The following is a 14,354-nucleotide window of genomic DNA, read 5'->3' on the forward strand; positions in this document are numbered from 1 at the left end:
GTTTTATGCTCCATCAGCAATTGGTCAGGGTGCCTGCCGGTGCGTCACCGCCCGGCGCGCGCTGGCGGTAGTCTTTACGGCTGTCTTCGCTGCTCAGCTTCTGCTCAAGTTCGGCAAAGGCGGCCTGCTGTTCCTGCAGGGAGGACTCCAGCTCAGAAAGGCGCTTGTCCTGTTCGGTCAGGGATTTATCCGTGCGCTCGCTCAGGTTCTGCTGCTCGGTGGCGACCAGTTCCACAGCTTTATGCACGTCGGAGAAACGCGCCTCATCGGTCTGCTCTTTTTTGGTGAACAGCGCGGTGACGCGGGCAAAGAGGGACGGCTTTTCGTCCTGGGCTTCTTCCAGTTCGATCAGCGTTTCAACCGCTTCCGAAAACAGGTTTTCAGGGTTCTGCTTACGGTTCGCCAGCGGGTTATGCGCGGCGCTGGCGCTGAATGCCAGCATTTCGGTGCCAAGGCTCGCCGGATCGTCCGTTGCACCCAGCCCCACAAGGTAGGCTTTGCCGGTGTCGGCAAACTTCGTGCTGACCTCCATGGAGGTGAAAAGCTTCTGGCCTTTCTTCACCAGTTCCACCAGGGCGTCCGTGGGTTCGATATCGGCATAAAGCGCCATCTTGCCCGCCAGCGGCCCGTCCTTGATTTCTTCTGCAACCAGCCCCGTCACCCTGCCGTAGCGGTTAAAGGTGCTGTCCGGCAGATAAGACTTGATGTGCTCAAGATTAATCAGCGCTGTATAGACCGTCGGGTTGTAGCTGGCAGCCATCTGTACCAGCCATTCACGCTGGATTTCGCGCCCGTCAGTGGTGGCACCTTCCACCCCAATACGGAAACGCTTTGCTTTCACTGTCATGAGCCGTGCTCCGTTAGAAATAACTTACTGGAGCCTTATGTTTGCGGTGATGGGGGGAGTGAAACAACGCGCGGCACTTGTACGGTAAACCACACAAACCGCAGCCGGGGAAAGCCGTCAGGCAAGGCCGTATGTTTGGGCCATGAACACGATACTGACCCCCGCAGACCTCGATCCCCGTCGGCAGGCAATGCTGCTGTACTTTCAGGGATACCGCGTAGCCCGCATTGCTGAAATGCTGGGCGAGAAAGTTGCAACCGTTCACAGCTGGAAGAAGCGCGACAAATGGGGCGACTATGGGCCGCTGGATCAGATGCAGCTCACCACCGCCGCACGTTACTGCCAGCTCATCATGAAGGAGCAGAAGGAAGGGAAAGACTTCAAGGAAATTGACCTGCTGGCGCGCCAGTCAGAGCGCCACGCCCGGATCGGTAAATTTAACGATGGCGGGAACGAAGCGGACTTAAACCCGAACGTTGCCAACCGTAATAAAGGGCCACGCCGCCAGCCCGAAAAGAATGTTTTCACCGACGAACAGACCGAAAAGCTGGAAGAAATCTTCCGCAACGGCATGTTTGAATATCAACGCCACTGGTGGCAGGCAGGCGTAAAACACCGCATTCGCAACCTGCTTAAATCACGCCAGATCGGGGCAACATACTTTTTTGCCCGCGAAGCGCTGATTGACGCCATCACCACAGGGCGTAACCAGATTTTCCTCTCAGCCAGTAAGGCGCAGGCGCACGTCTTTAAGCAGTACATCATCGACTTTGCAAAAGAGGTGGATGTTGAGCTGAAAGGCGACCCGATGACGCTGAGCAACGGCGCGTGCCTGTACTTCCTCGGCACCAACGCCCGCACAGCGCAGAGCTACCACGGCAACCTGTACCTTGATGAATATTTCTGGATACCGAAATTCCAGGAGCTGCGCAAGGTTGCCTCCGGTATGGCCATTCACAAGAAATGGCGACAAACCTACTTCTCCACGCCGTCCAGCCTGACCCACAGCGCCTATCCGTTCTGGTCCGGCGGACTGTTCAACCGGGGCCGCGCCAAAGCGGACAAGGTGGATATTGACCTGACCCATAACAACCTTGCGCGCGGCGTGCTCTGCCCGGACGGACAGTATCGCCAGATCGTCACCGTGGAGGATGCGGTGCGCGGCGGTTGTAATCTGTTCGACCTGGACCAGCTGCGCATGGAGTACAGCCCGGACGAATACCAGAACCTGCTGATGTGCGAATTTATAGACGATCTGGCGTCAGTGTTCCCGCTCAGCGAGCTGCAGGCGTGCATGGTGGACAGCTGGGAAGTATGGGCAGATTTTCAGGCGCTGGCGCTGCGCCCGTTTGGCTGGCGCGAAGTCTGGATCGGATACGACCCGGCGAAAGGCACGCAGAACGGTGACAGCGCCGGGTGCGTGGTGGTGGCACCGCCAACCGTGCCGGGCGGCAAGTTCCGCATTCTTGAGCGGCACCAGTGGCGCGGGATGGACTTCCGCGCCCAGGCTGACGCTATCAAAAAGCTGACGCAGCAGTACAACGTGACCTATATCGGCATCGACTCGACCGGCGTCGGTCACGGTGTCTACGAGAACGTGAAAGCGTTCTTTCCTGCCGTGCGAGAGTTTGTCTACAACCCCAACGTCAAAAATGCCCTGGTGCTTAAGGCATACGACATTATCAGCCACCGCCGTCTGGAGTTTGACGCGGGACACACCGACATTGCGCAGTCCTTTATGGCTATCCGCCGGGCCACCACCGCCAGCGGCAACCGCCCAACCTATGAAGCCAGCCGCAGCGAAGAAGCCAGCCACGCAGATTTGGCCTGGGCAACGATGCACGCACTGTTTAACGAACCGCTGCAGGGCGAAGCCGCCAATACCAGCAACATTGTGGAGATTTTCTGATGCACTCAACCCCAACTAACCTCATGACCACCGCCAGCCTGCCTGTTGATCGCCCTTTCTTTGCTTACCAGCATGAATGGAACAGTGGCGCACGCAGCAGAAACCGCGTGCTAACAAAAATGCGTCAGGCTGGCGCGGATTTCTTTTTCGCCTACAAAGCCCTGAACGATGCACTGCATACCGGACGGAACCAGATTTTTCTGGGCTGCACTCCGGCATCAGCCCTGACCGTCAAAACCTACATGTCAGCTTTTTTAAGTGAGGCCGCAGCCTGGACAAATCTTGGGAAAATAAAATCAGGTAAAGCTCATCTGGAACTACCAAACGGTGCAGTCATTTATTTTATCGGGCCGAAAAGCCTCGCCGCCGCGCTCCATGGAAACGTCTACGTGTCAGAGTATGCCAGGGCTGACTCCCCGAAAAATATGATTGCGCTCGCCAAAAGCCTGTCCATGCACGCGCGCTATCACGCTACCTACTACACCACCCCAAGCCCGAACCCGGAAGCATGGCAGGAATACAAGAAGCTGATTGCCCGCAACAGCACAACCAGCATGACCTTTACCGCTGATGACGCTGCAGCATCCGGGGCAACGCTCTTTGATGATGAATGGCTGAATGACATGAAAAAAGAATTATCAGCAGAGGACTGGAGAATGCTGTTTATGTGCGAATGGCCCCAGGCTGACAAGGAGCAGGCGGCATGAGCAAACGTAAAAACAAGAATAACCGCGCAGCGGTAGATCACAACGTTAAATCAGGCGGCGCTGCGGCGGAGGCGTTCAGCTTTGGCGACCCGGTGCCGGTGTTAGACCGACGCGAATTACTGGACTATGTGGAATGCGTGCAGATGGACCGCTGGTATGAGCCGCCGGTGAGCTTTGACGGACTGGCGCGGACCTATCGCGCCGCCGTGCATCACAGCTCACCGATTGCCGTTAAGCGTGACATTCTCAGCAGTACCTACATCCCGCACCGCCTGCTCAGCCAGCAGGCTTTTGCCCGTTTCGTCCAGGACTATCTGGTGTTCGGCAACGCCTATCTGGAAAAGCGCACTAACCGGCTCGGCGGCGTTCTCTCGCTGGAGCCAGCACTGGCGAAGTACACACGGCGCGGCGTGGACCTCGACACCTACTGGTTTGTGCAATATGGCCTGACCACGCAGCCCTATGAATTTACGCAGGGCAACATCTTTCATCTGCTGGAGCCGGATATTAACCAGGAGATTTACGGGCTGCCCGGCTATCTCTCCGCCATCCCGTCAACCCTGCTCAACGAGTCCGCAACGCTGTTCCGCCGGAAGTATTACATCAACGGCAGCCATGCGGGTTTCATCATGTACATGACCGACGCAGCACAGAATCAGGAGGACGTGAACAATATCCGCCAGGCAATGAAAAGCGCCAAAGGGCCGGGCAACTTCCGCAACCTGTTTATGTATTCGCCCAACGGTAAAAAGGACGGTATCCAGATCATCCCGTTATCGGAGGTTGCGGCGAAAGATGAGTTTCTGAACATCAAGAACGTGAGCCGCGATGACATGATGGCAGCGCACCGCGTACCGCCGCAGATGATGGGCATTATTCCCAACAATACCGGCGGCTTTGGTGATGTGGAAAAGGCCAGCCGCGTCTTTGTCCGCAACGAGCTGATGCCGCTGCAGAAGCGACTGCAGGAGCTTAACGACTGGCTGGGCGAAGAAGTGATCCGCTTTGAGCCGTACACGCTGGGACTGACAGAAGACAAGCGCAACGACTGACCCACCGCACCACGACAACAAGACCACCTCTCACAGCGCCCCAGCAGCATTCTGCGGGGCGCTTCTTTTTTGCTGCCGCTCCCTCACCCTCACCGATTGAAGCCGCCAGCGTGCCGGAGGTTGCGCCGGATTTTCACCATTTCACCCCGTTGCGCGCGCTCGTATCCCCGCCACGCCTGCCCGCTTTGTGTAGTGGTTTTCATGCACCTGCATGACATAAGCAAAAGCCCGCCATTCCTGGCGGGCCTCAGCAAAAACGATCCTCAAACGATCATGCGGATTCATGCAGCATAGTCATGCACTACCCTGCTCTGCGTCGCCAGCGGGCCTTCTCCTGCGTGTTGATGGCTTTTTACCACCCAACTTGCGGCAGTCTTTTCTGTCGCGCGCTTCGTCTTCTTTAAATTTGTTATACGTTTCAGTGTCAAAAAACGAGATAGTTTCAACTTCATCTTTAGGGATCAGCACACGGAAATCCTGAATATTCAGGCGCGACATTCCACTAATGACGCCGCTTTCAAGATAGTGCTGATGGTAGTTTGTCGTGATATTTATCGTTAGGTCGTCTTTGTAACGATATCCGCTCAGCATGGGGAGAATTTCAAGGTGTTCAGACAATCCATTTTCCAGCGCCGGACAAGTCACCAGCCCTACATAGATTTTGCGTGATGAAAGTGTAGCGATGATAGGGAATTGACGCGCTGATGCTTCCATGAGTAGCGACTCAAAGGCATTGTTTCCCACAGCCTTTGCCAGTGCATCCCAACGGCGATCACCCTTCGAAGTACGCCGTTTGTTTAGCCAACCGAACAGAGCCGCCAGAACTATTGAAATCACAACCCACGCGATCTGCTTAATTTCATTGATGCGCTGCGGCTTATCCGTTGTGGTGGATAACATCCCGTTAAAGCTGTCTGGAGTCAGATTCAGCGCATTGGAAAGCCAGCGAAACCCACCACTGATGTTAAGAGCGAAGGTAAGAAAGCCGCCAGCGAGGAAAAAGACAATTCCCCATGCAGCCACAAAAAAATAAGCGTCCCAGCCATTGGAACGCTTATATCTATAACGCGTTGAAAGTGATAGGTTTACATATATAAAACCACTAACCAAAATCACTGCTAAAAGTAATGTTGCCATTATCGGGTTCTGTAATAATGTTTTGCTTTGACAGTGCTCGTTTTGATGCCTTCAAGCTTATCCATCTGATCTCTGATGGCTTTCATAGCTTCTTCATTGGACAAATCTACGGACACAAAACCATCTTTACTCAGATTGAGCTTGTCCTGGTTCTCTTTCAGAACCCGTGCCAAACGTTCAACTGGATTACCCAGCCTCAATGCGGCGATACTTGACATAACCCCTCCTTCTTATATGGCGCGGAAGTGTACACTTCGTCACCAGCAACCACAACAGCAAATTCCTTATAACTAAGACAACCGTTTTAACTGTTGGTTGCGTTACTTAACTTAAGTTCATTGCCCCTAATCGCGCAAGATGTTTCTGCCTTAAACCGCTGCATTTAGCATATATAGTGCCTCTTATGAGAAGTAGGCACTAACCAAGACAATTTCTAACGCCTCGCGTGGCTCGTTGTTCAACCTTGCGGACGGTAAAAACCAGTTTTATCGTCCGCAACGTTCGCTAATGTAACCAGCTGTCGTCCTCCCAGACCTGCTGCATTATTTCCATCACTCGCTTTTTGTCTTCATCCAGCTTTAACCCGCTCAGCTCAACGCCGTTGGCGCTGCCCTTACGGATACGAATTGCTGTTTTGGGATACAGAGGGCGCAAATTACGGTAAAGCTCGGATTCAAGGGCGTCCAGTGTAGCCTGGCTAATCTTCTGCTCTTTATCGATCATTATTTCAATGCGCATACAGATCCCCCTTAACTGGTGACGTCCATTGACCGGCAGTATTCATGGCTGCGGATTTTCGCCATCAGCTCGTCGGTCATTTCGGACACCCACTGGATAGCCAGCCGCTTTTCTTCGTCGCTACACTCACTAGCCGCTACAAGCTTGATAAAAAAATCAATGCGCTGGAGTTTCAACGACTCCAAAAGATAATCCTGCATTTTCCCTCCTATCACTACTACGGACACACAATAACTGTATGTATATCCACTGGTTATAAATACAGTATAGTAGGATTTGGTGAATGTAAAACGTTTTTTAGCTGTCAATTAGATCGCTCTGATGCGGATCAATAAGAGCAAGAATTGTTAAAAATGCGGCATCAGTACCACTGACGCCATTTGTCATCTTCCTGCAGACGGTGGTTTCGGTAAAAAATACGCAGCCCGGCACCTGACGGAATACTGCTGCCGCGCAGAAGCAGGTCAATCTCTGACTCGCTAACATCGAACCCTCTGGAACTCAGTTCTGCCTCAAGCTGCAGGCGCTGCTGATCAGAAATAGACTGTTTATATGCTTTTTTCCGCTTCGGTTTTACCAGCCTTAACCTGGCTGTCAGCTCCCGCCGTTCCTTCTGGCCCATGCTGTGGAGATATTCCTGCAGCTCCTTCTCATCCATGGTTTTTATATCGGGTAAATCACCCCCTGATTTGTTCAGATTTTCAATAGGGGGACAGTTATTGCCACGAGTCCAAGGGGCGCAAGCGCCCTGGTCGGCTGCCGCCTCCTGAACGTCAACGGCCTTACGAACCTTTTTCCACTTCACCGCGTGCGTGCAAATCTTGCCCTCTGCAATCGGGGACCAGATGCCATAGATACGAATACCGTGATCGCCGTAGGCGCTCGGCTCGTCGTTAAGCTCGTATGCCGTGCGGACAAGGTGATGTTTGCGGGGAACCAGTACACCGCCCTGCTTCATGATGTAGGTGGCAAAGCAGCCCGCATCTGCAGCCGCCAGTACCGCATCCAGACGCGGGTTATCCAGTACCGGTGCGCCAGCTTTGCGTTCGCCCTGCACTCTCGCCGCCTGACCAGCCAGCAAGCGCAGCTCTCGGTATGCCTGACGTCCCGGAATACCAAAGAAACGGAACTGCTGGACACGATGCAGTGACGCCCAGGCGCTGACATGCTCGGCGCTGTCTCGCAGTGATCTGCCGGTTTCTTTGCTGATTTCTTTAGCCAGCCCGCGCCCGTCGATGTTCTTGCTGATGTATTTGGCGATGTAGCTGGTCGGCGTGCCCTTGCGCGGGTTGATTAGCTCGGACTTGAAGCGCGGCCCGGTATTGGTGCCCAGCTCCTCGCGGTCTTCACGGATGGCAAACTTGCGCAGCATCGCAGTGATGGAACGGCGGTCTTTTTTGCGCATGAAGCACAGCAGATGCCAGTGCACGGTGCCGTCATGGTGCGGCTCTGCCACGCGGACGCCATACCAGCGCAGACCCGCCTTGTGCATGGACTTGCGGAAAGCGGCGAACGTATCAACCAGATAGTCACTGCTCTGCCGGACGGTAGCGCTGGTCCATTTCGGATTAGGTCTGCCGTTGTTGAGGGTTGCGTGGAAGCGTGACGGGCAGGTGATGGTATAAAACACCGCGCAGTCTCCGCGCATTTCCGCTATCAGCTCCAGCCCTTTGACGCAGGCCATCATTTCGTTGCGGCAGTGTGCCGGGTTGCTGTTGCTGGCGTTCACCACGTCTTCCATGTCCAGCGTGTCACCGTCTTCGTTGACCAGCTCATGCGAGCGGAAGAACTCCAGCGATTTGCGGCGCTGCTCGCGTTTGTGGATCACGGCTTCATAGCTGACATACGGGGATGCTTTTTTGTTGACCAGGCAGACGGCACGCAGCTGTTCCTCCCGCCACTCGCAACGCATCTGCCACAATTTTCGATACCACCAGTCCGCGCACAGCATACGCGCCAGCGACGATGGGATAAGTTCATAAGGCACCGGCTTGCGGCGGTGCTTTTTGCGGCGTAGCTGCTCAAACGCTGGCGGGATGACCTCAAGGCGCATGGCTTCTGCAGCAACCCTTTCCCATGCCTGGCGGATTTCTTCTGGTTTTACATCATCGCTGACAAACAGATCACCGCAGGCCGCATCGAGACACATACTCATATGTGCCGCAACCAGCGTGGAAAGGCGCTTGACCTGATCCTGATTCATTTCAGGCAGTACCAGCAGCCCCTCCAGCCCGTCATGACTCGCCATGAACCGGAAAGAGGCAGATACCTGACTGTCACGCACGCGCTCCAGCCGCTCAAGACACGGCCTGATGGTTTCGCGCAGGTAGCGGGAATAGGCTTTTTCTCTGCCCAGACTATGGAAATATTTAATCCGCTCCAGCAGAGGCTTGCTGATATGGGACGGCATGGCGTTAACGTCAGCCAGAATGACCAGATCGGGATTAAAACGCTGCTGCTCGCGCGCCATTTTGGCACGACTAATCAGCCGGTCCTGCTCCATTTCGCGCTGGACAGGATCACGGGATTCATTGAAGAAATAGCGTTCCCAGACCTCATCGCTCAGCGCCTCACGGCGCAGCTGCTCCTGCTCGTTATCCGCAGCGTAAAGAGCGATCAGGTTTGAAAGCGCAGACTCCGGCGCAACTTCCGCCGGGTCCAGATATGGATTAACCGCTTTTTTTGGGTTATTCCATGGAAAGGCCACGGCGGCCTCATTCGAGCCGCCGGTGGTTGCTACATTGTGGGACGCGAACTTGCCTACCGTCACGCCCGCACCTCTAAAATAACCGAGCACACATCCCCGTGGGTGGAATAAACCCGATTAAAGCGTGTTGCTCCTGAAACGGCGATTATTTCTGCTGCGGACTTACTATCACCGGCAGCCACGCCCATGCTGCGCTTTGCAGTGATGCGATGGCGGGTAAAATTACGATAAAGCGAACGGGCCAGGGACGTGTCGCTGTTGGACACGATAACCGGGTGACCTTCTGATGACCGGCGTTCAAGAATAGACGCCAGATGATACTGATCGTCCTCCGTAAAACCGGCAGTGTGATAAGCGGTAAACGTGCCATCGTATGGTGGGTCACAATAAACAACATCACCCGTCCGCAGCAGCGCCAGTGTTTCGTCATAGCTGGCACAGATAAACGTTGCGCGTTGAGCCTTTTCTGCAAAAGCGCGTATCTCATTTTCAGGAAAATACGGATTTTTATAATTACCGTAAGGGACATTAAAATGACCGCTCAAGTTATAGCGGCACAGCCCACGATAACCATGACGATTCAGATAAAGGAAATATACTGCTTTCATGAAATCAGTAATTTCAGAGGAATGATTAAATTCATGCCTAATGTTGTAATAAGCCACTTCTCTATTCGCAATCGCAAAAATATTTTTTGCGCGTGATATGAAAGCTTCACAATCAAGGGCAATTTTTTTATAGAGATTGATAAGATCGGGATTAATATCCGCGACAAGATAATGAGGATAGTCTGTCGCCATCATTACAGCGCATGAACCCGCGAAAGGTTCAACCAGTCGCGGGCCAGCAGGAAGGTGCTTAATCAGTTCCGGCATGATGGCGGTTTTATTTCCCGCCCATTTCAGGATGGTGCTCATACAGCACCTCCATTGTAGTGTTTGCCTTTCAGCTCTGCGATTTCCTGACAGGTGACGCAGCACTGCACGCCCGGAATGGCGCGGCGGCGTGCTGGCGGGATCGGTGCATCGCAATCAATGCAGAGAACTCTGGAAACGCCCGACGTTTTATTGCGGGCGGTGTGGATGTGGCGCTGGCGTTCTTCTTCAACGCTCTGCTGTACGAGGTCCATAGAATCAGCCATCAGTGGATCTCCTGCGCTTCGTTCTGAATCTTCACCGCTTCCTGACGCAGCAACTCAGCCGCTTCTGTATGGTTAAGCTGACGTGACACGATACGGGCTGCCAAAGAGTCCAGACGTGCAGCCATCACATCTGCGCGTCCACGGCGTTCTTCTTTGCGTGCCTCAGTCAGCAGCAGGTTGAGTCCAGCATCATCTGGTCCGGTTTTAGTGGTACGGGTTTCAATATTTCGCATCGTTGTTTCTCCTGAATTTGGGCAATAAGAAGCCCGGCGGGTTTACGCCATTAATTTCTGTTGTGGGTTAATTCGGCATGGTTAGCCGCTTTGGAAATAAGCTCACCACTGCACGAAAATGATTCATTGCTTTCACCAGTTCCCGCTTTTCGTCAGTAGTCAGATCACTAATATTGACGCCGTGACGTTCTGCCGGAATTTTTGCCATATAAAAAATGGCTGCCAGTGCCCGCTCATTCTGTTTATTATTTACGTCGCGTGGATCGCGCATATCTTTAATAAACCTTTCAAGCTCCGGCTCAATATTCAGACCAAACACTTTAGCCCTCAATTCCGCAATATGGTTCAGTCCGTCCAGGCGTTTACCGGGGCTTAATGGAACAGTCGCCGTAGCGCCTTCAATAGCCATGATTTCCCCTGTTTGGTTGTGGACAGGTCAGCCAGCAGTTCATCCTGAGAGCGGCACGGGTGCCAGCGTTTGCCATCCTTCCCCATGATCCAGCCATGACCGTAGTGCATTGCCGGGCTTTGCTTTATGAGAAGTGACGCGAAAGATGGTTCTTTAGTCAGCATAACCACCTCAGATCAGACCGAACGAAGCGCCGAGGCCCGTCACGGTATCCACCGCGCTTGCCATCGCCGGGTTAGCTTGCAAACGCGCCTGCATCGAAACGGCAGCCAGTGCCATCAGACGAGTAACAGAGTTTATGCTGCTGATAACATCGCGGCGGCCTGCAGTGGTTTTCACATCACCCGATACGGCACCGGCAGCAACACGTCCGATTTCAGCAGTAGCGCTCATGACGTAATGCGGCAGCTTCTCTTTTGCCACTTCGTTCATCGGTACGCATGGCAGGCAGTGAATCTGAGCCAGAAAACCGTCAACCAGGGTGGAGTCCTCAGTGATATCCGTCAGCATCCAGATTTCCGGCGGCGTCAGTTGATGTGGCTGGTCCGGGTTCAGCTTGTTGCGCAGAGTCTGGACATTCATTCCGGCGCGTTCCGCCAGCTTCGCCATGTTGTGACGTAGTGCGAAAGCCCGGCAGGCGTCGTCAAAGTGCGGATGTTTGGAAATCTTATAATCAAACATGTGAGCCTCTTCGAAAGTTCTCATAATTGAACTCACTGACCAACAACAACGCGAAAGTTGGAATGACCAAGGGACTCGCGAACCTGATCGGTTTTGTACATAAGATAACGCAGGCTTACGCGGCCCTTGTTTTTATCCTTTTTAACCATGTATTTAGCCAGCTGACCATTGTGGATTTTTTGATAAACAGAGCCGCGTGAAACGCCTTCCCATTCGGCGAATTCCGCAGGCGTAGCCATCTCTTTTGGTACACGAATTGAAATATCAGTGCTCATAGTGCAGTATCTCTCAGTTAAGGTTTGGTTTATGTCGTTTTATCTTGTTTTATGTGATTCAATATTTGAACAATCGAGATACTACGATCCAATATTTGATACGTCAATAGGATTAAAAAATGGTACAGGTGAAAGCTGGGGAGAATACAGGGGGTAGAGATGCTATTCATAGGTTGATGGCTGCCTATGATTTCAAGTCCAGACAGCAGCTATGCGATCACCTAGGCGCATCTAAAAGCACCATGGCAAACAGATACTTAAGGGACAGCTTTCCTGCGGAATGGGTGATCCAATGCGCTCTTGAAACAGGCGTTTCGTTACTCTGGCTAACCACAGGACAAGGCGAACCAGGAGCAAAAATTGATGATAAAAAAAGTATCAATATCGTGAACTTCAGCAAGGTAAAACCTCTTTCTGAACTTATATCGCCAGAGATCGACAAGGCTACCCTTGTAGGAGGTTCGTTGGTTGAAGCCGGGAAGGCCATCATTGATAGCAGCCTGCTTCCCCCTGACTCAAACGAGCTGCTTCTCGTAAATACCACTGGCGATTCATATTTAGTTGACCGTAACCAGACACCACCAGTGAATGGGATGTGGTTGGTCGATATCGACGGGATAAAAAGCATTGTTAAGCTAACTCGCCTTCCGGGAAACAGATTAGTTGTGCATCAAGATGACTCTTCGTTTGAGTGCAGCTTGGATGATATCGAGGTTGTTGGCCGCGCATTGAAAATTATTAAGAGCCTTTGATATGACCATCAGAAAACAGCCGAACGGAAAATGGTTGTGCGAGTGTTACCCGAACGGGCGTGACGGCAAGCGCGTGCGCAAGCAATTTGCGACAAAGGGCGAGGCTGTAGCATTCGAAAACTTCACCATGGATGAAGTGAACAAAAAGCCGTGGCTGGGTGAAAAGGAAGATCGGCGGCGTTTGTCAGAATTGATAGAGCAGTGGCACTCCCTTTACGGCCAGACGCTCGCAGACCCCAAGCGCCTAATGGCGAAACTGAATATTATCTGCAATGGCCTGGGCGATCCCGTCGCCTCTGAGTTAACCGCCGGTGACTTTACAAAATATCGCGAAGCACGATTAAAAGGTGAAGTACGTAACGAAGACGGCGCGCTGATGTCGCCAGTAAAGCCCCGCACGGTAAACCTGGAACAGCGTAACCTATCATCCGTTTTTGGCACCCTGAAAAAGCTGGGCCACTGGTCAGCGCCTAACCCGCTCGCCGGGCTACCAACATTCAAAATCGCGGAGGGGGAACTGGCGTTCCTTGCCCAAGACGAAATTAAACGCCTGCTTGATGCCTGCGCTGATTCTCAAAGCCCCAGCCTATTAATGATCGCAAAGGTATGCCTAGCCACCGGCGCGCGGTGGAGTGAAGCCGAAAACCTGCAGGGCCATCAGTTATCTAAATACCGGATCACCTATACCAAAACCAAAGGCAAGAAAAACCGAACCGTACCGATATCTCAGGATCTGTATGACGATCTGCCCAAAAACAGAGGTAAGCTATTCACGCCCTGCAGAAAAGCTTTTGAGCGCGCAGTAAAAAGAGCGGGTATCGACTTGCCTGAAGGCCAGTGCACGCATGTACTGCGCCATACATTCGCCAGCCACTTTATGATGAACGGCGGAAACATACTGGTACTGCGCGATATTCTAGGCCATGCCGATATTAAAATGACGATGGTTTACGCACACTTTGCACCCGACCACCTGGAAGATGCCGTTACCAAAAACCCGCTTCACAATCTCAACTGGAACCGCTAATTTATGGCGGCACTTTGGCGGCAGAGCGTTAAAAAGGCATAAAACGCACAAACACCAAATAACACTAACACTCTGTTTTTAAACGTAAATCACTGTTTTCATTACAGTAAAAATGGTATGTAGAAATTTCGGACGCGGGTTCAACTCCCGCCAGCTCCACCACTTTTTAGTTGTTTGAAGTACAATTAAGTCTACTAAGCCCGCACAGCACAAGCTCTGCGGGCTTTTTTACGTCTATTGTCGTCCAGTGAGAATTGCTGAGAACTACGAGTTATGGCACCCTGAATAGGACCCACTAAGAAGGGTCCAAAAATCGAGGGTCCCAAATGGCAAAAATCGCTAAGAAGCTCACTGACACTGAAATCAAAAGCACCAAACCTGCCGAGAAAGAGGTTAACCTTTTTGACGGCGATGGTTTGCTCCTGCGAATCGCTCCCCTGGCGAAGGGAGGGAAGAAAAATTGGTATTTCAGATATGCAGTGCCTGTGACCAAAAAGCGAACTAAGGTGAGCTTAGGAACCTATCCTCATCTTACACTTGCTAAGGCACGAGCTTTACGTGATGAATACTTGTCGTTGCTTGCAAATGGTATAGACCCACAAGTTCATAACACCCAGAAAGCCAATGCCCTAATGACCTGCTCCCCGTTGATTAGTACACCCCGATGTTAGTAATGTCTTCATAAGCCACATGAGGACATCCCCATGAAGAAGCGTTTTTCCGACGAACAGATCATCAG

The 14,354-nt window shown here is 52.6% G+C and carries 18 protein-coding genes and 1 pseudogene; 6 read left to right on the forward strand and 13 right to left on the reverse strand.

The window, feature by feature from the left end:
- Positions 1-13: 13 nt before the first annotated feature.
- Positions 14-847, reverse strand: coding sequence for a GPO family capsid scaffolding protein (locus tag ACOTXI_RS21985; RefSeq protein ID WP_024552864.1), 834 nt, complete (start codon positions 845-847; stop codon positions 14-16).
- A gap of 142 nt (positions 848-989) precedes the next feature.
- On the opposite strand from ACOTXI_RS21985, the gene ACOTXI_RS21990 reads away from it, so the two are divergent.
- Genes ACOTXI_RS21990 through ACOTXI_RS22000 form a run of 3 tightly spaced genes read left to right on the forward strand, consistent with a single transcriptional unit; the run spans position 990 to position 4,515 of the window.
- Positions 990-2,756: a terminase ATPase subunit family protein gene (locus ACOTXI_RS21990; RefSeq protein WP_103786891.1), complete on the forward strand. Its 1,767-nt coding sequence runs from the start codon at positions 990-992 to the stop codon at positions 2,754-2,756.
- A gap of 23 nt (positions 2,757-2,779) precedes the next feature.
- Positions 2,780-3,463 (forward strand): terminase large subunit domain-containing protein, encoded by a 684-nt coding sequence (locus ACOTXI_RS21995; protein ID WP_230964503.1) that lies wholly within the window; start codon positions 2,780-2,782, stop codon positions 3,461-3,463.
- Positions 3,460-4,515 carry a phage portal protein gene (locus tag ACOTXI_RS22000; protein WP_061068629.1) on the forward strand — a complete coding sequence of 352 codons (1,056 nt, stop codon included), beginning with the start codon at positions 3,460-3,462 and terminating at the stop codon, positions 4,513-4,515. The genes ACOTXI_RS21995 and ACOTXI_RS22000 overlap by 4 nt, the downstream gene beginning before the upstream one ends.
- A 294-nt stretch (positions 4,516-4,809) precedes the next feature.
- Here ACOTXI_RS22000 and ACOTXI_RS22005 read toward each other — a convergent pair whose 3' ends face one another.
- From ACOTXI_RS22005 to ACOTXI_RS22060, 12 genes are all read right to left on the reverse strand, one after another.
- Entirely contained in the window at positions 4,810-5,652 is an 843-nt protein-coding gene (locus tag ACOTXI_RS22005; RefSeq protein ID WP_103786893.1) for a hypothetical protein, read from the reverse strand.
- Positions 5,652-5,870 carry a hypothetical protein gene (locus ACOTXI_RS22010; protein WP_032706396.1) on the reverse strand — a complete coding sequence of 73 codons (219 nt, stop codon included), beginning with the start codon at positions 5,868-5,870 and terminating at the stop codon, positions 5,652-5,654. Before ACOTXI_RS22010 ends, ACOTXI_RS22005 begins: the two co-directional genes overlap by 1 nt.
- Positions 5,871-6,156: 286 nt before the next feature.
- On the reverse strand, positions 6,157-6,390 hold the full coding sequence (locus ACOTXI_RS22015; protein ID WP_001217561.1) for a DinI family protein: 234 nt from the start codon (positions 6,388-6,390) through the stop codon (positions 6,157-6,159).
- Between the two features lie 11 nt (positions 6,391-6,401).
- Positions 6,402-6,590, reverse strand: a complete 189-nt coding sequence (locus ACOTXI_RS22020) for a hypothetical protein (RefSeq protein ID WP_048977490.1) — start codon at positions 6,588-6,590, stop codon at positions 6,402-6,404.
- Between the two features lie 161 nt (positions 6,591-6,751).
- The gene (locus tag ACOTXI_RS22025; RefSeq protein WP_421633966.1) at positions 6,752-9,160 is read right to left on the reverse strand and encodes a replication endonuclease; all 2,409 of its coding nucleotides are present in this window, start codon (positions 9,158-9,160) and stop codon (positions 6,752-6,754) included.
- The gene (locus tag ACOTXI_RS22030; protein WP_230964504.1) at positions 9,157-10,014 is read right to left on the reverse strand and encodes a DNA adenine methylase; all 858 of its coding nucleotides are present in this window, start codon (positions 10,012-10,014) and stop codon (positions 9,157-9,159) included. The genes ACOTXI_RS22025 and ACOTXI_RS22030 overlap by 4 nt, the downstream gene beginning before the upstream one ends.
- Complete coding sequence (locus tag ACOTXI_RS22035) at positions 10,011-10,238, reverse strand: TraR/DksA family transcriptional regulator (protein WP_421633965.1); 228 nt, start codon at positions 10,236-10,238, stop codon at positions 10,011-10,013. Before ACOTXI_RS22035 ends, ACOTXI_RS22030 begins: the two co-directional genes overlap by 4 nt.
- Positions 10,238-10,471: a DUF2732 family protein gene (locus ACOTXI_RS22040; RefSeq protein WP_001744223.1), complete on the reverse strand. Its 234-nt coding sequence runs from the start codon at positions 10,469-10,471 to the stop codon at positions 10,238-10,240. The genes ACOTXI_RS22035 and ACOTXI_RS22040 overlap by 1 nt, the downstream gene beginning before the upstream one ends.
- 67 nt (positions 10,472-10,538) lie before the next feature.
- Positions 10,539-10,880: a DUF5347 domain-containing protein gene (locus tag ACOTXI_RS22045; RefSeq protein WP_013098807.1), complete on the reverse strand. Its 342-nt coding sequence runs from the start codon at positions 10,878-10,880 to the stop codon at positions 10,539-10,541.
- Positions 10,844-11,044 carry a phage filamentation protein Fil family protein gene (locus ACOTXI_RS22050; RefSeq protein ID WP_015386352.1) on the reverse strand — a complete coding sequence of 67 codons (201 nt, stop codon included), beginning with the start codon at positions 11,042-11,044 and terminating at the stop codon, positions 10,844-10,846. The genes ACOTXI_RS22045 and ACOTXI_RS22050 overlap by 37 nt, the downstream gene beginning before the upstream one ends.
- A 7-nt stretch (positions 11,045-11,051) precedes the next feature.
- Positions 11,052-11,561 carry a phage regulatory CII family protein gene (locus ACOTXI_RS22055; RefSeq protein ID WP_103786896.1) on the reverse strand — a complete coding sequence of 170 codons (510 nt, stop codon included), beginning with the start codon at positions 11,559-11,561 and terminating at the stop codon, positions 11,052-11,054.
- Between the two features lie 32 nt (positions 11,562-11,593).
- On the reverse strand, positions 11,594-11,836 hold the full coding sequence (locus ACOTXI_RS22060; RefSeq protein ID WP_103786897.1) for a Rha family transcriptional regulator: 243 nt from the start codon (positions 11,834-11,836) through the stop codon (positions 11,594-11,596).
- Positions 11,837-11,955: 119 nt separating this feature from the next.
- On the opposite strand from ACOTXI_RS22060, the gene ACOTXI_RS22065 reads away from it, so the two are divergent.
- From ACOTXI_RS22065 to ACOTXI_RS22075, 3 genes and pseudogenes are all read left to right on the forward strand, one after another.
- Entirely contained in the window at positions 11,956-12,588 is a 633-nt protein-coding gene (locus ACOTXI_RS22065) for a phage repressor protein CI (protein WP_103786898.1), read from the forward strand.
- A 1-nt stretch (position 12,589) separates the two neighbouring features.
- Entirely contained in the window at positions 12,590-13,615 is a 1,026-nt protein-coding gene (locus tag ACOTXI_RS22070; protein ID WP_103786899.1) for a site-specific integrase, read from the forward strand.
- 326 nt (positions 13,616-13,941) lie between these two features.
- A pseudogene (locus tag ACOTXI_RS22075) lies at positions 13,942-14,247 on the forward strand (integrase arm-type DNA-binding domain-containing protein); the annotation flags it as partial.
- Positions 14,248-14,354: the final 107 nt, after the last annotated feature.

Source organism: Enterobacter cloacae complex sp. BZL2005 (assembly GCF_049238885.1).
GTDB classification, from domain to species: Bacteria; Pseudomonadota; Gammaproteobacteria; order Enterobacterales; family Enterobacteriaceae; genus Enterobacter; species Enterobacter roggenkampii.